Genomic DNA, 24,670 nt, shown 5'->3' on the forward strand with positions numbered 1-24,670 from the left:
GATTCAGCAGGAAGTAATGTAAGTAAAAAAAGCGTCAGGAGGGGGAAATGCCGGACAAGAAGAGGTTTTCCTGTCCGTGGTACAGGTCAGGAAGGCTGGCAGAATTTCCGTTCGAAGTCAGTTTTGGAAAGCGGCGCGGAAAATAAATAGCCTTGTCCGAGCTGAATATTTTCCTTAAGCAGCCACTGACGTTGTTCCTCAGTTTCTACGCCTTCGGCTACCAGCTGAATATTCATGGCGCGACCAATCGAGGCCACAATATTCACCATCACTTCATCCTGCGGCAGCACGCTGACGAAGCTGCGGTCAATTTTGATGACATCAATAGGCAATGTGCGCAGCCGGTTGAGGTATTCCAGCCCGGAGTAACCCAGACCAAAATCATCAAGCTCGATGGAAACACCCACGGCGCGAAGTTCGCTGAGCAACAGCAGCGCGCGATCGAGATCATCAATGCGGGCCGTTTCCGTGATTTCCAGCACCAGTTGTCCCGGATTAATTTTGTAACGGCTCAGCAGGCTGCGCAGTTCCGGCAGGAAGTTACGCTGCTGTACCTGCGCGCCGGAGAGATTGACTGACAGCGGCAGGGGAATGCCTCGTTGCTGCCAGTCCGCCAGGATCTGACAGCCCAGCTCAAGAATTTTGTAACCCAGCTGACTCATGACGCCGATTTCTTCGGCCAGCACAATAAAATCGCTTTCCAGGCCGTAACTTCCATCGGCCATTTTACGACGCAGCAGGGCTTCCGCCCCGACCACCGTGTCGGTTGCCATATTCACCTGCGGCTGGATAAACAGCGTGAAATCATTCTGTTCCATCGCATGCAGGATTTCGTTTTCCTGCAGTAAGCGTTTCTGAATTTTTTCGGTCAGTTCCGGCTCGAAGAACAGGATTTGGTTTTTCCCCTGCTGATAGGCCGAGACTCTGGCCGCACGACCATTCACCATCAGTTGCTGCGCACTCACCGGGAATTCGCCGGTGTATTGCACGATGCCGATGCTGCCGGTCGGATGCAGAGACATATTGCCAGCATGACTTTCCTGCGGCGCATTGATGCGCTCCATGATTTGCCGCGCCAGACGCATCGCCATAAAGGGCCGCGGAATATCCGCCGCCAGCAGAGCAAATTCGTTATAACTCAGGCGCGCCAGCAGGCAGTTCTCAGGCAACACATTCATGATGGAAGAGATCAGCGGGCAATCCACATGGCCATCATCGCGCAGGCTTTCAATGCCGATTAACAGCAGGTGGAAACTTTTTTGCGGTTCAGCGCAATGCAGGCGGTGTTCCAGATGCTGCATAAACTGTTCTTCATTATTTAGCATGGTTTGAGAAGGCAGCAGTGCTTCACGGGCAGTGCATTGCGGCTTCTCCCGCTGTTGCTGATTGCGGTTGTAGCTGCGCACCAGCATGCCGATCTCATCGTCTTCGTGGCGTTGCGGCAGGGTCAACTGATGGCCTGGCACCTCGCTTTCCGGCAGGGATTCCAGATCGCTGGCAATCGCGCGAAGCGGTTTCACGATCAAACGGTTGATAACCCAGCTCACGGAAATGGTCAGGATCAGCGCCAGCAACAGATATGTCGTCAGCATGGTCGAGAGCGCGCTGATGATGAACTGATACATGCGGTAGGAATCAGCCTGAAGGACCAGATAAGCCAGGGGTTTGGGGGCTTTAGGGCTGGCAGCCGCAGAATAGAGAGGTACGGAGATCGTCACCGGCAGATTGAAACCGCGGGTCACCCATTGCGGCACCGGGCGGCCAGGTGGGAAATGCGTATGCAGTGCGGCGATCTGATTGGGTAACACGACGTCGGCACGGCTCAGAATGCCCACCGGTTGCAGCGTATTCAGAATGTCCTGCGTTTCTTCCAGATCAACATCCAGCACGGCTTGCGAGAGCGGAACCCGAACAGAATGCGCAATATTCTCAAGTTGCTGGGCGTAATCGTCCCTCCGTTGCTGTACAAAGTGGAACAGCTGGATGACGATAAAAATACAAATGGTGATGGCCGCAATGCTCGACACGGCCGCCATCTGTTTAATCGTTAATGAACGCCTGACCCGCAACTTAATTCTCCATCAACCACCGACATGATTTTCCGCGCCCATCCGGGCATAAACGGTACTTGTGCGCAGTATACCTTATAACGTGTTATTTCGAGGTTAAAGACGAAGTTTTGGCTATAAAAAACAACATGTTTGCCGGTACACACCTACAATGAATATTCTTTATGTTGTTCAACTTAGAGAAAACATACATTACTCAGGTTAATCGAATAATTCACAGCATAAGAACATCCTGAGCCCGGCGCACCTGATGAATATTATGTGCTATTCATCACATAAAAAACCAAACATTATACTAATTTAACAAAAACGCATCGCAAAACAACATCAAAAACCTTTTGCGCCAGCCAGTTATGCCCGTGTTGTTTTTTATGCGGGTTAATCCTATTTTTTGTAAAAACTGCTCTATGCTGTAAAAGAACTGATATATTAAGACGAGTCCTATTCCCACATAAAACTTTAAAAATATTCATCTTTTTACACTCTTTGTTAACGGCCAATCACAGTCGTTTTGACGTCCAGAAAACACCGAAATATATAATCCTATCGGGCGGGATTTATGAATAAATATGATGACATTAAACGTTTTATGGATAAGACGAAGTTGGAAAATCTTGATTATAAAGAGCTTAATGAAAAATCAACGGGAGAATCCATAACAGGTTCAATGAATCAGTGGACGTTGATTAAACAAGTCTCAGCCAGCGAAGAGCCTGCCGGTCCACTTGATAACGGCCGTACCACGCAGCCAACGCCACAATCCATTTCTGCGGACGAGTTTTCGCTTTCTGCTTCTCAGTCTGTCAATGAGCAGCAGAAACCGCATGCTTCTGCCGCACAGCCTGTTATGCACACACCAGCCACGCCGATGTCTTCGGAGGTTACTCCTCCGCCAGCCGGTTTTGGTCTGCTTGATGCCCTGCGCGAAACGCTGCCGTCCGCACCCGTTCAGCCAGCCCCCGTGTCCGTGCAGCCCGCGCAACATCAGCCTGTTCACACAGCACCGACATTGCACGCCCAGTCAGTCATTCCTGACAGCGGCTCAGGTTTACTCGATTCATTGCGTAAAGCAATGCCCGAAGCGCCTTCAAAGCCTGCACCTGCGCCGGTTCAGACGCCTCAGCCAGAACAACACCCCGCCGCGCCGGTTTACCACCAGCCGCCGGTACAAAATCCAGCGCCAGTGGTGCCCGCATCCCCGGCGTCTGCTGAGGTTAACCAGCGCTTTAAACAAATGTTTAAACAGCGAGCGCCGCAGCCTGCCAGCGCTTATTTACATCGCGACACACCGCTTCAACCCCTGTTAGAGATGATTGCCTCATGCCGTTAGTTTGCGTTTGTTCACCGAAAGGTGGGGTAGGAAAAACCACGGTGGCCTCCAACCTGGCCTATTCGCTTGCCCGCAGTGGCAGTAAAGTGCTGGTCATCGATTTTGATGTGCAGAACGCCCTTCGCCTTCATTTCGGTGTACCTATTGCCGATACCCGCGGTTTTGTCGCCGGTTCGGGTAATGAATCCGACTGGAGCCAGTTCATCCTGAAAGCAGGTTCCAATACGTTTGTCTTACCTTACGGCGAAGTGACGGAAGATCAGCGGCTGGAATTCGAACATCAGCTTGCCAGCGATCCGCATTTTTTACAGCGCGGATTAAATACCGTCCTGAATTATCCGGGATTAATTATTATCGCGGATTTCCCTCCCGGCCCGAGTCCGGCATTAAAAGCCGTTCAGGCCATTGCTGATTTACATGTGGTGGTAATGCTGGCCGACACCGCATCATTATCTTTATTACCCTTAATGGAAAAAAACAAATTAATTGGCACCCCTTTGAATAACAAGTTGGGTGAATATTATGTTGTTAACCAAAGTGACACCCGCCGGACATTAAGCCGCGACGTCACCCAATTTTTCGAACAGCGTTTAAATGAAAGATTATTAGGCACAATCCACAGGGATGAATGTGTGCCAGAGGCCAATGCCTCGCAGCGCTCTATTATTGATTTCAGTCCGGTATCGGCTTCGGCATTTGATATTGAACTGATCAGCAAAAAAGTCGCCGCCATTTTAGGGATTAAAGTCGGTGATGGTGAATTACACGCCGCGCCTAAATCTGGCAGTTATTAGCTATCACTGTTAACAGCGACCCCAAAAGCGATGAATAAATTCCTGTTTTCTCTTCTTGTACTTCTGCTGCTGCCGGTGGCAGCAGTCATCATCATTACCCCGATGGACAGCCAGAAGCAGTACATTTTTGGCCTGATCAGCATCGGTCTGTTATTCCTGCTTGGCATCAGTAAAAGCCGACGGATTAGCGTGGTGATGGTCATCATGTCCGTCATGATGTCGACGCGTTATATTTACTGGCGCGCGACGGAAACGCTGCATTTTAATTCAACAATAGAAGCTATTTTAGGGATCGGCTTATTCCTTGCCGAACTGTATGTCTGGCTAATTTTGTTGCTGGGTTATCTGCAAACCACCTGGCCATTAAAACGCACCATCGAACCTTTGCCGGATGACACCACGCTGTGGCCAACCGTCGATGTGTATATTCCGTCTTATAACGAAAGTCTCGACGTAGTACGTGACACCGTGCTGGCGGCGCAGTGCATCGATTATCCGAAAGATAAAATCAAAATTTATGTTCTGGATGACGGTAAACGGGACGAATTTGCGGTGTTCTCCGCTGACGCCGGCGTGGGATATATCACCCGTAACGACAACTCCCATGCCAAAGCCGGCAACCTGAACCATGCAATGAAACTCACCAAAGGCGAGCTGATTTGCGTATTCGACTGTGACCACGTGGCCACCCGCGCGTTCCTGCAGGCGACGGTCGGCAGCTTCCTGAAAGACCCGCGTCTGGCGCTGATCCAGACACCGCACTACTTCTATTCACCTGACCCGTTTGAACGTAACTTGTCTGCGGGCCGCACCATGCCCAACGAAGGTGCCCTGTTCTACGGCCCGGTTCAGCAAGGTAACGACAACTGGAATGCGACGTTCTTCTGCGGCTCCTGTGCGGTTATCCGCCGTGTGGCTCTGGAAGAAGTGGGGGGTTTTGCGGTTGAAACGGTTACCGAAGATGCACACTCCGCGCTGAAAATGCAGCGTCGTGGCTGGAATACCGCGTTTCTGGATATCCCGCTGGCCGCCGGTCTGGCGACCGAACGTCTGGGTCTGCACGTCATTCAGCGTACCCGCTGGGCGCGCGGTATGACGCAGATTTTCCGGGTGGATAATCCGCTGCTCGGCCGCGGTCTGAAATGGCAGCAACGCCTGTGTTACCTGAACGCCATGCTGCACTTCCAGTTTGGTCTGCCGCGTGTGGTGTTCCTGACCGCACCGCTGGCGTTCCTGCTGTTCAACCTGAACATTATTTCCTCGTCCGCCAGCCTGATTTTTGCTTACGCGCTGCCGCACCTGGTGATGTCGCTGTACATCAACTCCCGCATGAACGGGCGTTTCCGCTACACCTTCTGGGGTGAGATTTACGAGACCGTGATGGCCTTCCACCTGATCCTGCCCACGCTGGTGACGATGTTCGCACCCAAACGCGGCAAGTTTAACGTGACGGATAAAGGCGGTTTGCTGGACGTCGGGTTCTTCGACTTCAACATCGTCAAACCTCACCTGATTGTCGCCATCCTGATGATTATCGGCATCGGTTACGGCATCGTGCGCGCCATCTTCCACAATTACTTTGCCATCGACCCAAATGTTATTGCGCTGAATATCGCGTGGGGCAGTTTCAGCGTGCTGATTTTGCTGGCAGCGATTGCAGTAGCGAAAGAAACCCGTCAGGTACGTAAAACTATCCGTATCGATGTGGCCATCCCGGCGATTATTCATTACGCCAATGGTATTTCACTGCGCACCACCACTATCGATATGTCGATGGGCGGTGTGCAACTGGTGACGCCGGACGTGCGCTATCTGGATGAAGAAATTGAAGAAGTAGAAATTCAGTTGTCTTCCGGCGCGGAAAGTTTCCCGGTGACGCAAATCAGCGGAGACAAAGAGCGGTTGCGTCTGCAATTTGAAAACCTGCCGTTATCGAAACGCCGCGAGCTGGTTCGCGTGGTCTTATGCCGTGCTGATGCCTGGATTGGCGAAGAATACCCGCCGGATAACCCGTTCAGATCGCTGGTAAGCATCATCCGTTGCGTGTTCGAGTTATTCTATAACACGTGGAAGGAACGCCGTGCTAAAAATAAACCCGCTGACGCCACCAGCAAGAGTGAAGCAGCATGAACCGACCTTATAACCTCATGAGTAAGCGCCGTTTATTGGCTGCACGGGGCGCATCCCTGTTCAGAAAAATCACCACCGGTTTGTTGCTGACGTTCAGCAGTCTGCCGTTGTCACAGGCGGAAGACGCGCCGGCACCAGCCGTTGATCCGGCAACCAGCCTGCCAGCCGCGCCGTCATGGCTACCGCCGGTCATGCCGATGCCGGGTGAAACGGCGCCAGCCGGTGACACAACGCCAGCCCCGGCCGCAGATGCACCACAGACGGATACCACGCCGGTGAATAACAGCCCGGCGATGCCTGATGTAACTGCCGATCCTTCCGCTGCCCCTGCGCCGGTAATGCCGCTGGTTCAGCCGGTGACCAGCAACGTCACCGTTGCCGAAATGGGCCAGCCAAACGGGCTGACGCTCAGCGGCGGCCAGTTGCAGTCCGGTATCATTTTCACCCTGCCTGCCGATGAAGTAGTGACCAACGCGCACCTGTCGCTGGCACTGAAAATTTCTCCGGCGCTGATTGCCCGCGATACCACACTCGAACTGATGCTCAACGGCCAGCCGCTGGGTAACCTGCCGCTGAATCAGAGCAGCAACGGCGGCGATGTTTACGATCTCGATATTCCGGCAGCCATGGTAGTATCCAACAACAACCTGAGCTTCCGCGTGCATGACAGCAACACCATGACCTGCGAGAAAGATCAGTCGGATAAATATTGGGTCACTATTTTGCCCACCACCAGCATCGGGCTGGAAGGTCAGCAACTGAATATTGGCCGTAATCTGGGTAACTTCCCGCGTCCGTTCTTTGATGGCCTGCAGATGCAGGAGTCCAAAATCACCATGGGCTTCTCTGCTGCCATGAAACCGGGCGATATCAGCGCTGCGGCGATGGTCTCTTCTTATCTCGGCATGTTGTCCGATTATCGCAGCGTCGATTTCCCGGTCATCCTGAATGATTTGCCGGATCAGAATGGCATTCTGTTCGGCAAGCCGGGGGATAAAATCGGTTCACTGACGTTGCCGGCGAGCAACGGCGCATCGATTCAGATTATCGATAACCCGATCAATCCGGTTTACAAGCTGCTGCTGGTACTCGGTAATGACGATAACCAACTGCGTCAGGCTGCGTATCGCCTGATCAGTGGCGGGATGCCGAACAACACCGACCATCTGGATGTGGCCCAGCAAACCATTCCGTCCAGCAAACCGTATGACGCGCCGCGCTGGATTGACACCTCACGGCCGGTGACGCTGGGTGAACTGGCGGGTAAAGATCAAGATTCGCTGATTTCAAACGGCATTTATCACGACGGCATTCAGGTCGCCTTCCGCGCTGCGCCAGATCTGTTCATGTGGGACGGACACAATATTCCGGTGCGCATTGATTACCGTTTCCCCACCGAAAACTGGATTGATGAAGACAGTTCAAGACTCAACGTCTCCATCAACAGCAACTTCCTGCGCAGCCTGACCGTCAACAAAGTGGGTCTGGTGGAAAATATCTGGCGTCGCCTGGGCGGTGACAGCCGTCAGGAACGCTACACGCTGCAACTCGCGCCCTACCTGATTTACGGCGACAACCAGTTGCAATTCTATTTCGACATCAAGCCGAAAAAAGATGCGCCGTGCAGCATTCTGACCAGCGACAATATTAAGAGCCGTATCGATCCAAAATCTTTCATCGATCTGAGCGGAAGCTACCACTTCGCCCAGTTGCCGAACCTGTCGTATTTCGTCGGCGCGTCTTATCCGTACTCCAAACTGGCTGATTTCTCCGACACCCTGATGCTGTTGCCGCAAACGCCGACGGCGGATGAAATCCACACCCTGCTGAACCTGGCCTCACGCGCCGGTAAAGCCACAGGCATGCCGGTGAATCATGTGCAGGTGGCCTTCGGCCTGAACGGTGATGAACAAAATAACCCGCTGTTTGACCGCGATATTCTGGCCGTCACCACGCTGGGCGACACGCCATTCAACCAGCAGTTACTTGCGGACTCTCCTTTCAGCATCAACGGTGGCTCAATGGGCGTAAAAACGCCGACCGAAATGCAGCGCGTTGTCGCCTGGCTGACCGGTGACTGGTACCGCCAGCCGGTCGATGCAGACCGTTATCTGTCCTCAACCGGCGCATGGCGTGGCTTCGTCAGCTACCGTTCGCGCTGGTCTGCCGACCATGTGGTCGTGCTGGCAACCGGTACAGACGATCAACAGTTGCTGAAAATCCATAACGATTTGAAATCACCCAAAATCAACGCCAACGTGCGCGGCGATCTGGCGATTATTACCGATGAAAATGGCATCCGCAGCTTCTCAGTGGGTCAGCAATTCCCGACCGGGCAAATGCCGTGGTACATGATGGTGCTCTGGTATGCCAGCAAACACATCGTGATCCTGTCGTTGATTGCGACCCTGCTTTCGCTGGTGGTTGGCCTGAGCCTGTTCGTTGTCCTGCGTCGTCACGCGGCCAAACGTCTGGGTCAGAAATGAAAAGCATCGGCTTTAAAACAAAAACAATGAAGATCGCCCCGATTTCGGGCGGCGACTCTCTGGCGATTACCGGAGCTGGAAAATGAAGAAACATAAACTGTCCCTGGCGGTGATCAGGGCTATTTATCTGGTAGGGATCGCCGGAGTAGCGAGTTTTAGTGCCACCACCTTTGCAGCGGATACCACCAATCCTGCCATGAAGGCGTTGTTTGATCAGGCCGCTTACTGGCATGAACGCGCCCATGACGACCTGGCGAAAGACGCCTTACAGAAAGTGCTGCTGGTTGAGCCAGACAATGCGCAGGCGCTGTACCTGATGTCGCTGTATTCCATGCAAAGTGGCGATAAAACCGCAGCCAGTCAGTGGCGCGAAAAACTGGCCGCTGCCTCGCCGGACGATCCGCGTCTGACATCGCTCAACAGCGCCAAAGCTATGCAGTCAATCCCGCCGGCTCAGCTGGCTTCTGCCCGCCAGATGGCCGCGCAGGGCAACGTCAGCGGTGCGCTTTCGGCGTACCGCACGATCTTTAACGGCAACCAGCCACTCGACAGCCTGGCGACCGAATACTATCTGACGATGGCGGGCGACAAGTCGCTCCAGCCGCAGGTCATTGCCGGGTTACAACAGCGTGTCGCCTCGCGTCCTGACGACACACAGGCGCGCCTTGGTCTGGGTAAGGTGCTGACGTATCAGGAATCCACCCGCCGCGACGGTATAAAATTACTGAGCACGATGGCCGGTTCCAGCACCGAAGCCGACCGCTCATTACGTCAGGCATTATTGTGGATGACGCCGCAGGAAGCTGACCGTGATTTTTATCAGGGCTATCAGGCGCGTCACCCGAACGACACCGGCGTGATGACTTACTTCCAGAAAAACATCGGCGGCGCGGCGAAAGGTCAGGGCTTCACGGCACTGAACAGCGGCGACGTCAACAGCGCGAAAGCTAAGTTTGAAAGCGTACTGGCCGATAACCCGAATGACGCCGATGCACTGGCCGGTCTCGGTTATATCGCGCAGCGCAGCGGTAACTTTGAGCAGGCGTCACAGTATCTGAGCAAAGCTGCCGCACAGGGCGGCCCGAACAGCGCCCAGTTGAGCAATCAGGCACAGGATTCCGCGTTTTACGCCCAACTGGCGAAAGCCAAAGACGCCGCCGGCTCCGGCAGTTACGACGCCGCACTGGCTGCCGTCACTCCGCTGACGCAGGTCGGTGGTGAGAAAGGTCAGTCAGCCAGCCTGTTGCGTGCGGATATTCTGCGCCGCAAAGGCGATCTGGCCGGGGCTGAGCAACAATACAGCGCGCTGGGCGATAATGCCGATGCCCGCGCCGGGTTGTATTACGTGCTGCGTCAGCAGAACAAAACCGCCGAAGCCAGTCAGGTGCTGAAAACGCTGCCAGCCGGGATTCAGGCCAAAATGAACCCGCCGACCGTGGCGGATGTTATCGAGCCAATGCGCCGTCAGGCCGCCCAGGCCGTAGCGAACAACGATCCGCAGCGCGCACTGAATATTCTTCAGCAGGCACGGGAACGTCAGCCGTCAAATGTCTGGGTGAAACTGGATATGGCGCGCATCCTGCAATCGCAGGGGCAAACCGCGCAGGCACAGTCAATCATGGCGCCGTCTGCGCGTCCGGGTGCCTCTTCTGCCGATCTGTACGCCGCGGCCCTGTTCGCGTCAGAAACCAAAAACTGGTCAACCGCCAACGCCCTGCTCTCGCGTATTCCGCGCAGCAGTCAGAATCAGGGGATGCGTGAACTGGCGCAGCGCGCCAACTTCAATGCGCAAATGGCCGATGCCGAAAGCTATCTGCAACAGGGCAATGCCGCCGCTGCGTCTAACACCTTGCGTGCGCTGGCACAGAATCCACCAGCCGCGCCTGCGGATGTCGGCGCGCTGGCGAAAAACCTGGCGGCGGCCGGTCAGCTTCCGCTGGCGGTGCAACTGGTTCGCCAGAATATGCGTCAGGGCGTCACCGGCAATGCCGGGGATTACGCCGATCAGGTCAGCGTGCTGAATCAGGCCGGTCTGAGCAATGAGGCGCAAGCCTTCCTGCAAAATCCACAAATCCAGTCCGGCACGTCACCGACAGCGCTGGCGAGCCTGCGTAACGGTTTCGTGATCACCCAGGCTGATCAGTTGCGCGAACAGGGTCAGTACGCAGCGGCCTACGACAAACTGGTCGTCGCGTTGCAGGCTGATCCGCAAAACCGCGACCTGATGCTGGCGATGGCGCGCCTGTATCAGTCCGGAAAACTCAATAAGCAAGCCGGTCAGGTCTATAACTACCTGATGAGCAACGACACACCGACACAGGATGCACGCGTCGGTGCGATTAACGTGGCGCTGGGCGAAGGCGATAACCAGCGCGCCAAAACGCTGATGGAAGGCCTGCGCGGACCGCGTACACCGGACCGTCTGTTACTCGAAGCGCGCGTCGCCGAAGCACAGGGCGATCATCAGCAGGCGCTGGCGTTACTGCGTTCTGCGAAGGGCAAGATGATCGGGCTGGAAGGCACAGACAGTCAGGCGCAGGTGGCCGGATTGCAGATCAGCGACAACCCGTTCATCAACCGCTCAACACGCACCTCCGCCTCACGACCGGCGACACAATCTTCTTACGGCGCCGTATTGCCGTGGCAGGTATCAGATCAGGTTTCCACGCCGGGAAATATTCCGGCGGCAACGACCGAACCGACAGCGGTCACACAGCGTAATGCCACGGAAAAACAGATCGACGACATGCTCGACGAGTTGCAGGGCAAGACCGCGACCTGGGCGCAGGGTGATATGTCGATCCGTGGCCGTGACGGCGAAAGCGGTCTCAGCCAGCTGACCGAAGCTAAAGCACCGATGACCTTTGCCTTCGTGCCGTTTGATACGTCCCGTCTGAGTATTGGCGTCACGCCGGTTTCTCTCAGCGCAGGCAACCCGTCCGGTACCGGCAATTCCCGCTTCGGTCAGGGCGCACTGGCTGCAGCACAGTCGGCGCAGAAAGATGTCGCCGCAGCCGCAGCAGCGGCGGGTCTGGATCCAACATTAAGCCTGGCTGAATTGAGGAAAAGCATAACGTCTAACGACCTCAGCACTGCATGTGCCGCCACAGGTGATGCTGCGAAATGCTCGGCTTACAGCACAATAAATAGTATTGATCCAACCACTTACAGTGCAACAGAAGCAGGCAATCAAAGCGCAACCGGCGTAGAAGTGAACGCTGCGCTGACCGGTGACAGCTATAAAGCCGATATCGGCAGTACGCCGCTCGGGCAGGATCTGAACTCGCTGGTCGGTGGCGTGCAATGGGCACCGAAACTGACTGACTTCACCACCCTGCGCGTGACGGCTGAGCGTCGTGCCGTCACTGACAGTATTCTGTCCTACGTCGGCACCAAAGATAATTACAGCGGCAAGGAATGGGGTCAGGTCACTAAAAACGGCGGCAGCGTCAATCTGTCGTACGACGATGGCGATGCTGGTTTTTACGCCGAAGCGGGTTATTACAGCTATCTGGGTAACAACGTGAAGAGCAACAAATCGGTGAACGCCAATGCCGGTCTGTATGTACGTCCGTTCCGTTATGACGATCGTGAACTGAAAACCGGCATCAACGTCGGTTACATGGATTTCGACAAAAACCTCAGCTATTACAGCTTCGGTCAGGGCGGTTACTTCAGCCCGCAAAACTATGTCAGCGTCTCCTTCCCGGTGGAATACACCCAGAAATATGACGACTGGGATCTGAAACTGTCCGGCGCGGTGGGCTATCAGTCTTATTCGCAGGATAAGAGCGCCTACTTCCCGAATAACCCGGACCTGCAGAAACAACTGGAAGATCTGGTGGCTGAGGGCTACGGCACAGAAGCTTATTACAGCGGTAAAACGCAAAATGGCATCGGCTGGAATGCGGGCGTCGGCGGCAACTATCATCTGAACAAAAGCATGCAGATTGGCGGACAGGTTGGCTACGATACTTTCGGCGATTACAACGAAAGCAAAGCGCAGGTCTACTTCCGTTATCTGATGGGCCAAAATTAATCGCGGTGAAATAAAACCATGCAAGAACATAACTATACTCAGGTCGCGCAGGAATATTACCGCCAGCGCCACACCACACCCGGCTGGCAAAGCCTGGTGCAGGTGCTATTTTCAGGTATTCTGGCGTCCGCCGATGACGAAGATGGCCGCCGCTTTCTGACCCTGATGGGCAATAACCTGGCACGCCAGCATCCGCTTCCCGCCTCTGCGACCCTTGGCGAACTGGAAGACAATATCAATCATATTCTCAGCCGTTTTGACTGGGGTGTCGTGAAGCTGGAAGCGACTTCGCAACAACTGGCGCTGGTGCACATTGCCTGGCCGGCATCACCGCAAGGGCAGGATGATGCGTTGTGGCCTATTGCGCTCATCGCCCTGTTTGAAGGACTGTATGCTGAGTGGTTGTTATCACAAGGCGGGCAACCCTATGTTCCGCTGCGCTGGCAGGAAAGCACACCGGAAGGCGCATTCGTTTTTCGTTATCAAAATGGTTTGTAAGGAATCTCTATGTCGTTATTTCGGCGCTACAGCCTGGTGCTGTGGTTCGGCCTTATTTTCGCGTTTTTCAGTTCCGCTGTAATGGCTCAGGATGCTGGCTGGTCTGCGTATAAAAGTCGCTTTCTGATGCCAGATGGACGAATCATTGATACCGCCAATAAAAACGTCAGTCACACCGAAGGTCAGGGTTTCAGTATGCTGCTCGCGGTGTTCAATGACGATCAGGCGACGTTCGACAAGCTGTGGCAGTGGGCAAACACGACGCTCTATCGCAAAGATATCGGCCTGTATTCATGGCGGTATGACCCGAACAGCACTCCGCATGTGGCAGATATCAACAACGCCTCTGATGGCGATACGCTGATGGCCTGGGCGCTGTTGCTGGCGGGTGATAAGTGGAACGACAGCCGTTACACCAAAGCCTCTGAAAAATTGCAGACGGCGCTGATCAAATACAATGTGATTGATTACGCCGGTTACAAAGTGATGCTGCCGGGCGTGAAGGGTTTCAATCAGACCAGCAACGTAACCGTCAATCCGTCCTATTTCATCTTCCCGGCCTGGCAGGCATTTTATGCGCACAGCCATTTGAAAGTCTGGAAAGATCTGGATGAAAGCAGCACCGCGATGCTCAGCAAAATGGCGTTTGGTGAATTCCGTCTGCCGACCGACTGGGTCGATATGCAGGCCGATGGCACCCTGAAACCGGCCAGCCGCTGGCCAACGCGTTTCAGTTACGATGCCGTGCGTATCCCGCTGTATCTCGGCTGGGCGCATCCCGGCAGCCCGCAACTGGCACCGTTTATTCTGTGGTGGCAAAAATCCCCACGCGACGCCACACCCGCCTGGATTGATGTCATGACCGGCACCAAAGCGGGCTACAACATGTCACCGGGATTATTAGCCGTGCGCGATTTCACCATGGCCAACGCTGGCGCCATCAGCCCGAACCTGGCACCGAAAGACGATTACTACTCTTCCACCCTGCAACTGCTGAGCTGGTGGGCAAGTCATAAAGGATAAGCGTACTCTGAAATAGTAAGGCCAGTCAGTGGATGCTGACTGGCCTTTTAATATCTATAGAGATTTAATTAATCTGATAGCTAAAGTTAGCCGTATAGTTCTGCCCGTTATACTTGTAGCTGGCGGTATTATTTAAAGAAAAAACATTTCCGCTATAAGTAACCATCACCCGGTTATCTGCACTGGTGCTGATATCCGCAATTGTTCCACTCCCTGAGATAAATGGAAAACTCTCAGCCAGATTTTTAACGATTTCACTGTTACTGCCTTTCAGATCTCCAGCCAGATAATAACGGTAGTGGAAAGGAACCGTCGCCCCCCCACTTTGGCTTTCAGTCAGATATAACCACATATGATCATTAATTTTTTGTGTGCGAAGCAATTTATCTCCGGCTGGATTGTCCCCGCTCTGATTAAGCCACCAGAACCCCATCACCAGCAGAAAAAGGGCGAGAGTGACAAAACGATGCAGCCATCTAATAACCATTTTGAATGGCATAATCGATCCCTTCTCTTATGTTACGTTGATCTGTTGGGTCATCTCCGTAAGGTGGCTTCTGAGTCCATTTTCCCCACTCAGGTCTCGATGTCCCTGCACGTTCTTGTGCGAATCCAGCCCCCATAAGAAGTGTTGTCGCCGGAATACCGGCTGCCGTTCCTGCAGCACCAAAGTTAAAATTCCCGAAGGCCGCCCAGTAAGGATCATAGGCTTTATAATCCCAGGGACCGTGATTCCTTACTTTCTGATAAAACCAATAATATGTGCTGGCGGTCGCCATATTTCTCGATGTCCCATGCTGCCGGGCTTCTCTCATATTGTTTTGAACAACCTGAGAGCCGGGTCCAGATAAGGGTACAGATGCCATAATTAACGTCCTGTTATTTTTGGGATTCAGGCATCATATCAATTTCTCATCTGCCAAAGTGTCTGAAAAATTACCCAGAAAAAAGCCCGCTTTCGCGGGCTTCGTTATAACGGCGGGGGATTACTGATTTACGGCGACCGTCTGCGTCGTACCGGTTTCATCCTGATCGACAGCGAAGCAGGCGACGAGCTGATCGCCGTACTGTTTCAACTGCGGCTGGAACTGTTTGCAGGTGCCGAACGCACGGCGGCAGCGGGCGTTGAACGCGCAACCGGCTGGCGGATTCAGCGGGCTTGGCAGCTCGCCGGTCAGTTTGATGCGTTCACGGCGTTCGTCCGGGTTCAGACGCGGCGTCGCGGACAACAGCGCCTGCGTGTATGGATGGCGCGGATTGCTGAAGATGGCGTCTTTCGGCCCCTTCTCCACGCAGCGTCCCAGATACATCACCATCACTTCGTCAGCGATGTGTTCCACCACGGACAAGTCGTGGGAGATGAAGACGTACGACAGCCCTAAATCCTGCTGCAAATCCATCATCAGGTTCAGTACCTGCGCACGCACGGAAACGTCGAGCGCGGAGACCGGTTCATCGGCGATCACCACGTCCGGATCCAGCATCAGACCGCGGGCGATAGCAATACGCTGACGCTGGCCGCCGGAGAACATGTGCGGATAGCGGTCGTAATGCTCGGTTTTCAGGCCGACTTTCGCCATCATCGCCAGGGCTTTTTCGCGACGTTCTTCGCGGCTAAGTTTGGTGTTGATCAGCAAGGGCTCTTCGAGGATCTGCCCGACTTTCTTACGCGGGTTGAGCGATCCGTAAGGATTCTGGAACACGATTTGGATCTTCTGACGGCGCAGCTTTTCAGCGGTTGCGTCAGGTTTCAGCAAATCCTGACCACGGTAATACAGCTCACCGCCGGTCGGCACTTCAATCATGGTCAGCAGGCGGCCCAGCGTGGATTTACCACAACCGGACTCCCCGACCACCGCCAGCGTTTTACCGCGTTCGAGGGTAAACGACACGCCGTCGAGCGCTTTCACCGTGCGTTCCTGGCCGAAGATGCCCTTCTTCACCGGGTAATGTTTTTTCAGGTCAATCGCGTGCAACAGCGGCTGCGGTTGGGTGTTATCAGGACTCATAAGTAGGTCTCCCGGCATCATCCAGCGGATAATGGCACTTCGACTGACGCCCGTTCGCGAGGTCACGCAGCGCAGGTTCTTCTTTACGGCAAAGATCGGTTGCATACGGGCAACGCGGATTCAGCAGACAGCCGTTAGGACGGTCATATTTACCCGGCACCACGCCCGGCAAGGATTGCAGACGCGCTTTATCTGCGGCGAATTCCGGCAGTGAGCGCAGCAGCGCCTGCGTATACGGATGGCGTGGCGCACGGAAGATTTCCGTGGCTTTTGCCGATTCCACTACCTGTCCGGCATACATCACAATAATGTGCTGCGCGGCTTCGGCCACCAGTGCCAGGTCATGGGTGATCAGCATCAGCGCCATGTTTTCGCGTTGTTGCAGATCGAGCAGCAGTTCAATAATCTGCGCCTGAATGGTCACGTCGAGCGCGGTGGTTGGCTCATCGGCGATCAGTAATTTCGGGCGACAGGCAATCGCCATTGCGATCATCACGCGCTGACTCATCCCGCCGGAAAGCTGATGCGGATAGACATCGAGACGCGAAGCCGGATCCGGAATACCCACCAGATTCAGCAAATCGATGGTGCGCTGACGACGGGTCTTTTTGTTGCCGCCCTGATGCACCTTGATGGCTTCCATAATCTGGAAACCGACGGTGTAACACGGGTTCAGGCTGGTCATCGGATCCTGGAAAATCATCGCGACTTCGGCACCGACAATCTGGCGGCGTTCTTTTTCGCTGATGCCCTGCAGATTACGGCCACCAAACTCGAGTTTTTCAGCCATCACTTTACCGGGGAAGTCGATCAGCCCCATCAGCGCCAGTGAACTGACTGATTTACCGGAGCCGGATTCACCGACAATCCCGACCACTTCGCCCTGTTTCACGCTGTAACTGATACGGTCTACGGCGCGGAACGGCGTCCCTTCGTCACCAAAGTGAACGGAGAGTTTATCCACGGTCAGCAACGTTTTGCCGACCTGAACATCATTCGTTAATGTTGTTTCCATCTCCAACCCCTTACTGCTTAAGTTTAGGGTCGAGGGCATCACGCAGGCCATCACCCATCAGGTTAAATGCCAGCACCGTCAGCAGAATGATCACGCCGGGGAAGGTCACGACCCACCAGGCACTTTGAGCAAACTGTAAGACGTCCGACAGCATGGTGCCCCACTCCGGCGTTGGCGGCTGTGCGCCCATACCGAGGAAGCCCAACGCTGCCATATCAAGGATGGCGTTGGAGAAGCCGAGCGATGCCTGAACGATCAGCGGCGCTAAGCAGTTAGGTAAAATATTGATGAACATCTGACGGGCAGAACCGGCACCGGCCACGCGCGACGCAGTGACGTAGTCGCGGTTCACTTCCACCAGCACCGCAGCACGGGTTAAGCGGACATAGTGCGGTAAGGCCACGAAGGTCAGCGCCAGCGAGGCGTTAACAATCGATGGGCCAAAAATTGCCACCAGCACCAGTGCCAGCAACAGGCTTGGCAGGGCCAGCATGATATCGACCACACGCATGATGATGGCGTCAACCACACCGCCGTAGTAACCGGCAAACAGACCGAACACCACGCCGAGGATCAGCGACAGTACGACGACCAGGCAACCGACCAGCAGCGATAAACGCGCGCCGTACATCAGACGCGACAGAATATCGCGGCCGACGTCGTCGGTGCCCAGCAGGAATTTCCAGCTCCCGCCTTCCATCCAGACAGGCGGGCGCAACAGCGCGTCACGGAACTGTTCGGCAGGCAGATGTGGTGCAATCACGTTCGCACCAATCGCAATGACCAGCATGATAATGATGTAAGCCAGGCCGACAACGGCCCCTTTGTTACGCTTGAAGTAATGCCAGAATTCGCGCAAAGGCGGCATCGGCACTGGCGCAGCCGTCACTAACTCGTTAGCGACCGGCTCAGTGGTTTGAGACATTGTGCGCCCCTTATTTCTTGTGGCGAATACGCGGGTTGACCACGCCGTAGAGCACATCTACCAGCAGGTTAACCACGATGATCAGAGTAGCGACCAGCAACACCCCGCCCTGCACGACCGGATAGTCGCGGCGCTGGAGTGCGTCGATCAGCCACCGGCCGAGTCCCGGCCAGGAGAAGATGGTTTCGGTCAGGATGGCACCGCCGAGCAGCGTACCGACCTGCAAACCAATGATGGTCACCACCGGCAACAGCGCATTGCGCAGCGCGTGGATGACAATCACCCGCATACGGCTGACGCCTTTGGCGCGCGCGGTACGGATGTAGTCTTCGCCCAGCACTTCCAGCATGGAAGAACGGGTCATACGCACAATCACCGCCAGCGGAATGGTGCCCAGTACGATGGCCGGTAAAATCATGTGCATCACGGCATCCACGAAATCACCCGGTTCGCCCCAAAACAACGTGTCGATCAGCATAAAGCCGGTCAGCGGCAGGCTGTCATCCAGGAAGACGGTATCGCTTATTCGCCCCGATACGGGCGTCAGATTAAGCTGCACCGAGACCAGCATCACCAGCATGATCCCCCACCAGAATATCGGCATCGAATAGCCGGTCAGCGAGATCCCCACAGCCGTGTGGTCGAATATCGATCCCCGTTTTACCGCCGCCAGCACACCCACCGGAATACCGACAATGATCGCGAAGATCATCGCGCAGATGCCCAGTTCCAGTGTTGCTTTGAAGCGCGGTACGAATTCCTGCCAGACAGGGGTGCGGCTTTTTAAGGACGTGCCCAGGTCGCCATGCAGCACACCGTTCACGTAGTGGAAATATTGTTGGTAAAGAGGCTTGTCGAGCCCCATATCTGCCATCAGCTGGGCGTGACGTTCGGGGGAAACACCGCGTTCGCCTGCCATGATGGTGACCGGGTCGCCTGGTATCATGTGTACGAAGGCAAAAGTCAGCAAAGTAATGCCGATAAACGTTGGGATAACTAACCCCAGACGTCGGAGTATGAACTGCAACATATCCCGTACTCTCTGTATAAAATGCCCGGCGAACCGTAGCTCGCCGGGCTTATTGTGGCTCACATTTCTTTCTTGAGAATCAAGGCTGTACTGAATGGCCCGCGAGCAAGGCGGAGGAGCACAGCAATCAAGACATACCTTCAGGCAGGCGAAGATTGCGAGCACCACACAACGCAGCTCCCGGGTTATTCAGTAAGCGATCACTCCATTGAGACGTTTTCGAAGTGGTGTTTGCCGAGCGGATCGACGACATACCCTTTGACTTCTTTGCGAACAGGTTCGTATACGGTGGAGTGAGCGATGATCAGCGCAGGTGCCTGGTCATGCATCACAACCTGAGCCTGCTGATACAGCGCGGCACGTTTGGCGTGATCAGATTCAGCACGGGCTGGCTGGATCAAATCTTCAAACGGCTTGTAGCACCAGCGGGAGTAGTTGGAACCGTCTTTCGCCGCTGCACAGCTGAACAGGGTAGCGAAGAAGTTATCCGGATCCCCATTGTCGCCGGTCCAGCCCATCATCACAGACTGGTGCTCACCGTTCTTAGCACGCTTGAGGTATTCGCCCCACTCGTAAGTCACGATGTTGGCTTTCACGCCAATTTTTGCCCAGTCAGCCTGGATCATTTCAGCCATACGGCGTGCGTTCGGGTTGTACGGACGCTGTACCGGCATCGCCCACAGGTCGATAGCGAAACCGTCTGCGTGACCGGCTTCTTTCAGCAGCTCTTTGGCTTTCTCAGGATTGTATTCGTAATCCACAACGTCTTTGTTGTAGCCCCACATGGTTGGTGGGATCAGGTTTTTAGCCGGCTGGCCAGCACCCTGATAAACCGCATCGATGATGGCTTTTTTGTTCACAGCCATGGTCAGTGCCTGACGCACTTTCACTTCATCCAGTGGTTTCTTCTCAACGTTGAAGGACAGATAACCTACGTTCAGGCCAGGCTGTTGCATCAGGTTGATGGATTTATCTTTCTTCATTGCCGCGATGTCAGCCGGGTTCGGGTATGGCATCACCTGGCATTCGTTTTTCTGCAGTTTCGCGTAACGCACGGAAGCGTCAGGCGTGATGGAGAAGACTAAACGGTCGATCTGCGGCTTGGTGCCCCAGTAGCCCGGGAAGGCTTTGTAGAGAATGCGTGAATCTTTCTGGTATTGCAGAAGCTGGAACGGACCGGTACCGATCGGATCCAGGTCGACTTTCTCAGGGGTTTTCGCTTTCAGCATGTTGTCAGCGTATTCCGCAGACAGGATGGAAGCGAAGTCCATCGCGAGGTCAGCCAGGAACGGAGACTCCGGGCGGTTCAGCACGAACTGTACGGTGTTGTCGTCCACTTTCACGATCTTGTTAATCAGATCGCCCATACCCATGCCTTCGAAGTATTCGTAGCTGCCGCCGGAAACGCCGTGGTAAGGGTTATTTTTGTCCAGCTGACGTTCGAAGGAATACACGACGTCGTCCGCGTTGAAATCACGGGTCGGTTTGAATTCCTTGTTGTCCTGCCACTTCACGCCTTTGCGCAGATGGAAAGTGTAGGTTTTGCCATCAGCAGACACGTCCCACTTCTCAGCCAGACCCGGCTGGATTTCAGTGGTCCCGATCTTGAATTCAACCAGACGGTTGTAGATAGGCACGGAGCTTGCGTCATACGTGGTGCCAGAGGTGAACAACTGAGGGTTGAAGCCTTCAGGTGAACCTTCAGAGCAATACACTAACGTTTTTGCCTGGACACTGGCCGCAACGGTCAGCGCAATCAGGCCCATACTGAATTTCAGTAGCCCCGACTTACCTAAAGAGATTGTCATCGCTTCTGCTCCATCGATTAATGGTGATGTGGATGTGTGTGTTGTGTATACAGCTCACGTCACCCTTTATTTTTATTTGCGGGTGACTGTGTTTGCTCGTGTGCTGCAATAAGTCCAACCAGAGCATGGTGAACTGCCATTTTTTTCCTTCGATCTGTAAAGCTGTCTTTACAAAATCTTACCGGAAATAATCACTGGTCTTCCTTGGGGCTATCAATTTGGCAACTCCTTTCCTTGACGTCAATATAACCATCAGGCATTTACACAGACTGTGAGTTACAACAAACAAACATAAAAAAACATTTTGTTAACCAAATCAGGATGAATGTTCAGTTTGCGCAGTGAATAACCAGACAATCCCCTTTGTAAAAGAATATTCCTGGGGGTTTCGCCCATTTTAAATCCCTAAAAATTTCTGGCTAAATGATGAATATATGAACGGTTATTTTTGAGATAGGGGTGGAAACCAGCGGAAAATGCTGACAAGTGTAGCAAACGGCGTCGACTCATCAGCGAAAGCGTTTGCGCTGGCACCCGCAAAATACCCCAAAATAGCGCAATTGCACGCTGGTGGTGCAGGTGATTTAGCGTACTGATGTTGTCTGTTTTTCCGGCACAAGCCGGGTTGCGGGCGGACATGGATTGAAACCAATATGTTAAGCAGTTTTTAAACTCTGGCGCATTTATTGCTTGTTATTACGGGCTTATTACCCGCCAGAGGTTTTCTGATGGAACTGAAGTGGTTTGAAGATTTTCTCAGTGTGTCTCAGTGCTATAGCTTTACGCGAGCCGCCAGTGAAAGAAACATCACCCAGTCCGCGCTGAGCCGACGAATTAAGCAACTGGAAGAATGGCTTGGCGTGCCGCTTTTTGACCGAAAAACCTACCCGATACGCCTGACGCCGGAAGGCCAGGACTTCCTGCATACTGCGGCAGATCTGGTGTTTTCCATGACACAACTGCGCAGCGACCTGCGTGAGCGCCATGCGCAGAAGCACGCCATCGTGCATTTTGCCGCGCTCAATACGCTCTCCCTGACCTTTTTCCCCGACTGGATCAACCAGATCGACCCGTCGCATCAGTACGGCTACATTCGTTTGTGCGATCAGCAGCCGTCATTCAGCGGCAATATTTCCCTGCTGCTGGATGGCGAAACGGATTTTCTGCTGACCTACGCCCATGATTCCGTCCCGCTGATGAAACAGCTCGAACGCTTTCCCTATATTGAACTGGGAAAAGAGAATGCGCTGGCCGTCTGTGCACCAGACGATGACGGCAAGCCCCTGTTCCCGCTAAGCCCCTTTGGCGGCACCCGCGTCCAGCTTCCTTATCTCAGTTACGGCAATCGGTCCTTTTTTGCCCACGCGCTGAGTGCCCTGTTTGCGTCGCGCCCGCTGCCGCTGAAGCCGGTGTATGAAAATCCGATGTGCAGCGGCCTGAAAGCGATGACCATTTCCGGCTGCGGCGTGTCGTGGTTGCCCACCAGCCTGATCTGCGAGGAACTGGCGAACGGATCGCTTATCCGCGCCGGAGAACGAAGCTGGGATATTCAGGCCAGCATCCGTCTTTACCGGCTGGAAAAATTCCGTACCCCGCAGGCCGAACGGCTGTGGAATAAAGCCAGCCAGTTGCACCAGACCCGCGCCGTCGCCTGACCGGTTCCGGCGGTAAAAATGTTCCCTTTCCACGCCAGGCTCCCGCGTGAGGCTCCCCGCAACCTGTAATTTCTCCTTTCTATTCAGAGAGTCACGCTGACTATTCTGTTTTCGCATATCTCAAAATATCTATGCGGTTTTGGAATGGGTCAGCTGAAAGACTCATTGGATCTTTGCCTTTTCTGCACACATTCTGAACAGGTTCCTCCGACACACTGACCTCATAAAACCGTAGCCACTGGCACAAGGAGTCTCCGTTGAATAACGCATCTGCGCAGAATAAAGAAACCGTCTGGAGCCTGGTCGACGCCAAAAAAGCCCTGTTCACCGCCCTGAGCGATCGCGTCTGGGGCATGCCGGAAATTTGCTATACCGAATACCGTTCCGTTGCCGAACACACGGCGATGCTGAAAGAACAGGGTTTTCGCGTCACTGAAAATGTCGCCGACATTCCGACGGCCGTGATGGGCGAAGCCGGTGAAGGCGGCCCGATCATCGCCATTCTGGGCGAATACGATGCGCTGCCGGGGCTGAGCCAGGTAGCAGGAATTGCCCGCCCTGAACCTTTACCGGGCAACGGTCAGGGGCATGGCTGCGGGCACAATCTGCTGGGTTCTGCCGCCATGCTGGCAGCTACGGCGCTGAAAGACTGGCTGGCACAAACCGGCACGCCGGGGCGCGTGCGCTATTACGGCTGTCCGGCGGAAGAAGGGGGCGCCGCCAAATCCTTTATGGCGCGCGCCGGGGCGTTTGACGGCGTGGACGTCGCCATCACCTGGCACCCGAATGCCTTTACTGAAGTTGCCCGCGCCGAATCGCTGGCCAATACCCGCATGGATTTCGTCTTCCATGGCCGCTCCTCGCACGCCGCCGCCTCGCCGCATCTTGGACGCAGTGCGCTGGACGCCGTTGAACTGATGAACGTCGGCGTTAACTACCTGCGCGAACACGTACCGCAGGATTCCCGCATTCACTATGCGATGCTCGATTCCGGCGGCATCGCGCCGAACGTGGTGCAGGCGCGTGCCGCCGTGCGTTATGCCATCCGTTCACGCGACGTACATGCCATGTTTGAACTCAACGAGCGCGTGAAAAAAGTCGCACAGGGCGCGGCGCTGATGACCGAAACCACCGTCGATATCAGCATCATGAGCGCCGTGGCCAACCTGCTGGGCAACCGCCCGCTGGAAGAAGCCATGCAGCGTAACTTCGAACTGCTCGGCCCGCTGGAATTCGACGCGGCTGACAAGGCCTTTGCCGCTGAGATTCAGGCCACGCTCAGCCCGCAGGATTTGCAAAGCGCCTACCGCCGCATCGGCCTCAAAAAACCGCAGGACGCCTCACCGTTATGTGAATTCATTGTCCCGCTGGAAACCTCCGGCGAACTGATGCTGGGTTCAACGGACGTCGGTGATATCAGCTGGAAAATGCCGACCGTGCAGGCGCATGTCCCGACTTACGCCATAGGGACACCGGGTCACTCGTGGCAGCTCACTGCGCAGGGGAAAATGCCTGCCGCGCATAAAGGGCTGGCTTACGTCGCCAAAATCATGGCCGCCACCGCCATCGACACCCTGACCGACAGCGCACTGATGGCAGCCGCCAAACAGGCGCATCAGGAACTGACCGCTGAAACCCCTTATGTGTGCCCGATCCCGCCGGAAGTGAAACCACCGGTTCAGCCACGTCCTGAATAAAAGTTTGAAGCACCCTCTCTGATGACAGGGAGTGGGTCTGCTCCTCCCCCTGCGAAGGGGGAGGCCGGGAGGGGGTTTAGCAGGCAACTCCGGTGATGCCATTAATACCCCACCCCAACCCTCCCCTTCGCAGGGGAGGGAGCCGATCGAGTCTTTGCTCCT

17 protein-coding genes are annotated in these 24,670 nt (G+C 54.7%); 9 read left to right on the top strand and 8 right to left on the bottom strand.

The annotated features are described in order from the left end of the window. Positions 1 to 86: 86 nt before the first annotated feature. Positions 87 to 2,069 carry a biofilm formation regulator HmsP gene (gene hmsP, locus GW591_RS19475; RefSeq protein WP_126124568.1) on the bottom strand — a complete coding sequence of 661 codons (1,983 nt, stop codon included), beginning with the start codon at positions 2,067 to 2,069 and terminating at the stop codon, positions 87 to 89. Positions 2,070 to 2,628: 559 nt separating this feature from the next. Here hmsP and GW591_RS19480 point away from each other — a divergent pair. From GW591_RS19480 to GW591_RS19510, 7 genes are all read left to right on the top strand, one after another. Further along, positions 2,629 to 3,399 (top strand): hypothetical protein, encoded by a 771-nt coding sequence (locus GW591_RS19480; protein ID WP_013573458.1) that lies wholly within the window; start codon positions 2,629 to 2,631, stop codon positions 3,397 to 3,399. After that, positions 3,390 to 4,193 carry a cellulose biosynthesis protein BcsQ gene (bcsQ, locus tag GW591_RS19485; protein WP_013573457.1) on the top strand — a complete coding sequence of 268 codons (804 nt, stop codon included), beginning with the start codon at positions 3,390 to 3,392 and terminating at the stop codon, positions 4,191 to 4,193. Before GW591_RS19480 ends, bcsQ begins: the two co-directional genes overlap by 10 nt. Before the next feature lie 30 nt (positions 4,194 to 4,223). Continuing rightward, complete coding sequence (gene bcsA, locus GW591_RS19490) at positions 4,224 to 6,323, top strand: UDP-forming cellulose synthase catalytic subunit (protein WP_013573456.1); 2,100 nt, start codon at positions 4,224 to 4,226, stop codon at positions 6,321 to 6,323. Continuing rightward, positions 6,320 to 8,809 (top strand): cellulose biosynthesis cyclic di-GMP-binding regulatory protein BcsB, encoded by a 2,490-nt coding sequence (bcsB, locus tag GW591_RS19495; RefSeq protein ID WP_112151975.1) that lies wholly within the window; start codon positions 6,320 to 6,322, stop codon positions 8,807 to 8,809. The genes bcsA and bcsB overlap by 4 nt, the downstream gene beginning before the upstream one ends. Before the next feature lie 82 nt (positions 8,810 to 8,891). Then, entirely contained in the window at positions 8,892 to 12,848 is a 3,957-nt protein-coding gene (locus GW591_RS19500; protein WP_166861268.1) for a cellulose biosynthesis protein BcsC, read from the top strand. Positions 12,849 to 12,866: 18 nt separating this feature from the next. After that, on the top strand, positions 12,867 to 13,346 hold the full coding sequence (bcsD, locus tag GW591_RS19505; RefSeq protein WP_013573453.1) for a cellulose biosynthesis protein BcsD: 480 nt from the start codon (positions 12,867 to 12,869) through the stop codon (positions 13,344 to 13,346). A 9-nt stretch (positions 13,347 to 13,355) separates the two neighbouring features. Then, on the top strand, positions 13,356 to 14,369 hold the full coding sequence (locus tag GW591_RS19510; RefSeq protein ID WP_037033808.1) for a glycosyl hydrolase family 8: 1,014 nt from the start codon (positions 13,356 to 13,358) through the stop codon (positions 14,367 to 14,369). Positions 14,370 to 14,433: 64 nt separating this feature from the next. Here the strand turns inward: GW591_RS19510 and GW591_RS19515 are convergent, their stop codons facing one another. The 7 genes from GW591_RS19515 to dppA form a co-directional block, all read right to left on the bottom strand. Then, positions 14,434 to 14,868, bottom strand: coding sequence for a hypothetical protein (locus GW591_RS19515; RefSeq protein ID WP_131638494.1), 435 nt, complete (start codon positions 14,866 to 14,868; stop codon positions 14,434 to 14,436). Then, positions 14,846 to 15,235, bottom strand: coding sequence for a polymorphic toxin type 44 domain-containing protein (locus GW591_RS19520; protein WP_165497389.1), 390 nt, complete (start codon positions 15,233 to 15,235; stop codon positions 14,846 to 14,848). The genes GW591_RS19515 and GW591_RS19520 overlap by 23 nt, the downstream gene beginning before the upstream one ends. A gap of 120 nt (positions 15,236 to 15,355) precedes the next feature. Further along, positions 15,356 to 16,378, bottom strand: a complete 1,023-nt coding sequence (gene dppF, locus GW591_RS19525) for a dipeptide ABC transporter ATP-binding subunit DppF (RefSeq protein WP_013573448.1) — start codon at positions 16,376 to 16,378, stop codon at positions 15,356 to 15,358. Beyond that, positions 16,368 to 17,393, bottom strand: a complete 1,026-nt coding sequence (gene dppD / locus GW591_RS19530) for a dipeptide ABC transporter ATP-binding protein (RefSeq protein WP_013573447.1) — start codon at positions 17,391 to 17,393, stop codon at positions 16,368 to 16,370. Before dppD ends, dppF begins: the two co-directional genes overlap by 11 nt. A gap of 10 nt (positions 17,394 to 17,403) precedes the next feature. Beyond that, complete coding sequence (gene dppC / locus GW591_RS19535; protein ID WP_013573446.1) at positions 17,404 to 18,318, bottom strand: dipeptide ABC transporter permease DppC; 915 nt, start codon at positions 18,316 to 18,318, stop codon at positions 17,404 to 17,406. Between the two features lie 10 nt (positions 18,319 to 18,328). Then, positions 18,329 to 19,348 (bottom strand): dipeptide ABC transporter permease DppB, encoded by a 1,020-nt coding sequence (gene dppB, locus GW591_RS19540; RefSeq protein WP_013573445.1) that lies wholly within the window; start codon positions 19,346 to 19,348, stop codon positions 18,329 to 18,331. A gap of 200 nt (positions 19,349 to 19,548) precedes the next feature. Continuing rightward, positions 19,549 to 21,156, bottom strand: a complete 1,608-nt coding sequence (gene dppA / locus GW591_RS19545) for a dipeptide ABC transporter periplasmic-binding protein DppA (RefSeq protein ID WP_037033811.1) — start codon at positions 21,154 to 21,156, stop codon at positions 19,549 to 19,551. 728 nt (positions 21,157 to 21,884) lie between these two features. On the opposite strand from dppA, the gene GW591_RS19550 reads away from it, so the two are divergent. Continuing rightward, complete coding sequence (locus tag GW591_RS19550) at positions 21,885 to 22,811, top strand: LysR family transcriptional regulator (protein ID WP_013573443.1); 927 nt, start codon at positions 21,885 to 21,887, stop codon at positions 22,809 to 22,811. Between the two features lie 257 nt (positions 22,812 to 23,068). After that, positions 23,069 to 24,508, top strand: coding sequence for a M20 family metallopeptidase (locus GW591_RS19555; protein WP_037033813.1), 1,440 nt, complete (start codon positions 23,069 to 23,071; stop codon positions 24,506 to 24,508). Positions 24,509 to 24,670 lie beyond the last annotated feature (162 nt).

The sequence above is a fragment of the Rahnella aceris genome, assembly GCF_011684115.1.
In the GTDB taxonomy this organism is placed as follows: Bacteria; Pseudomonadota; Gammaproteobacteria; order Enterobacterales; family Enterobacteriaceae; genus Rahnella; species Rahnella aceris.

Excerpts from the sequence above, each read along its gene's own strand:
- GW591_RS19480 (WP_013573458.1), top strand. The coding sequence starts at position 2,629 with ATGAATAAATATGATGACATTAAACGTTTTATGGATAAGACGAAGTTG.
- bcsQ (WP_013573457.1), top strand. The coding sequence starts at position 3,390 with ATGCCGTTAGTTTGCGTTTGTTCACCGAAAGGTGGGGTAGGAAAAACC.
- bcsA (WP_013573456.1), top strand. The coding sequence starts at position 4,224 with ATGAATAAATTCCTGTTTTCTCTTCTTGTACTTCTGCTGCTGCCGGTG.
- bcsB (WP_112151975.1), top strand. The coding sequence starts at position 6,320 with ATGAACCGACCTTATAACCTCATGAGTAAGCGCCGTTTATTGGCTGCA.
- GW591_RS19500 (WP_166861268.1), top strand. The coding sequence starts at position 8,892 with ATGAAGAAACATAAACTGTCCCTGGCGGTGATCAGGGCTATTTATCTG.
- bcsD (WP_013573453.1), top strand. The coding sequence starts at position 12,867 with ATGCAAGAACATAACTATACTCAGGTCGCGCAGGAATATTACCGCCAG.
- GW591_RS19510 (WP_037033808.1), top strand. The coding sequence starts at position 13,356 with ATGTCGTTATTTCGGCGCTACAGCCTGGTGCTGTGGTTCGGCCTTATT.
- GW591_RS19515 (WP_131638494.1), bottom strand. The coding sequence starts at position 14,868 with ATGCCATTCAAAATGGTTATTAGATGGCTGCATCGTTTTGTCACTCTC.
- GW591_RS19520 (WP_165497389.1), bottom strand. The coding sequence starts at position 15,235 with ATGGCATCTGTACCCTTATCTGGACCCGGCTCTCAGGTTGTTCAAAAC.
- dppF (WP_013573448.1), bottom strand. The coding sequence starts at position 16,378 with ATGAGTCCTGATAACACCCAACCGCAGCCGCTGTTGCACGCGATTGAC.
- dppD (WP_013573447.1), bottom strand. The coding sequence starts at position 17,393 with ATGGAAACAACATTAACGAATGATGTTCAGGTCGGCAAAACGTTGCTG.
- dppC (WP_013573446.1), bottom strand. The coding sequence starts at position 18,318 with ATGTCTCAAACCACTGAGCCGGTCGCTAACGAGTTAGTGACGGCTGCG.
- dppB (WP_013573445.1), bottom strand. The coding sequence starts at position 19,348 with ATGTTGCAGTTCATACTCCGACGTCTGGGGTTAGTTATCCCAACGTTT.
- dppA (WP_037033811.1), bottom strand. The coding sequence starts at position 21,156 with ATGACAATCTCTTTAGGTAAGTCGGGGCTACTGAAATTCAGTATGGGC.
- GW591_RS19550 (WP_013573443.1), top strand. The coding sequence starts at position 21,885 with ATGGAACTGAAGTGGTTTGAAGATTTTCTCAGTGTGTCTCAGTGCTAT.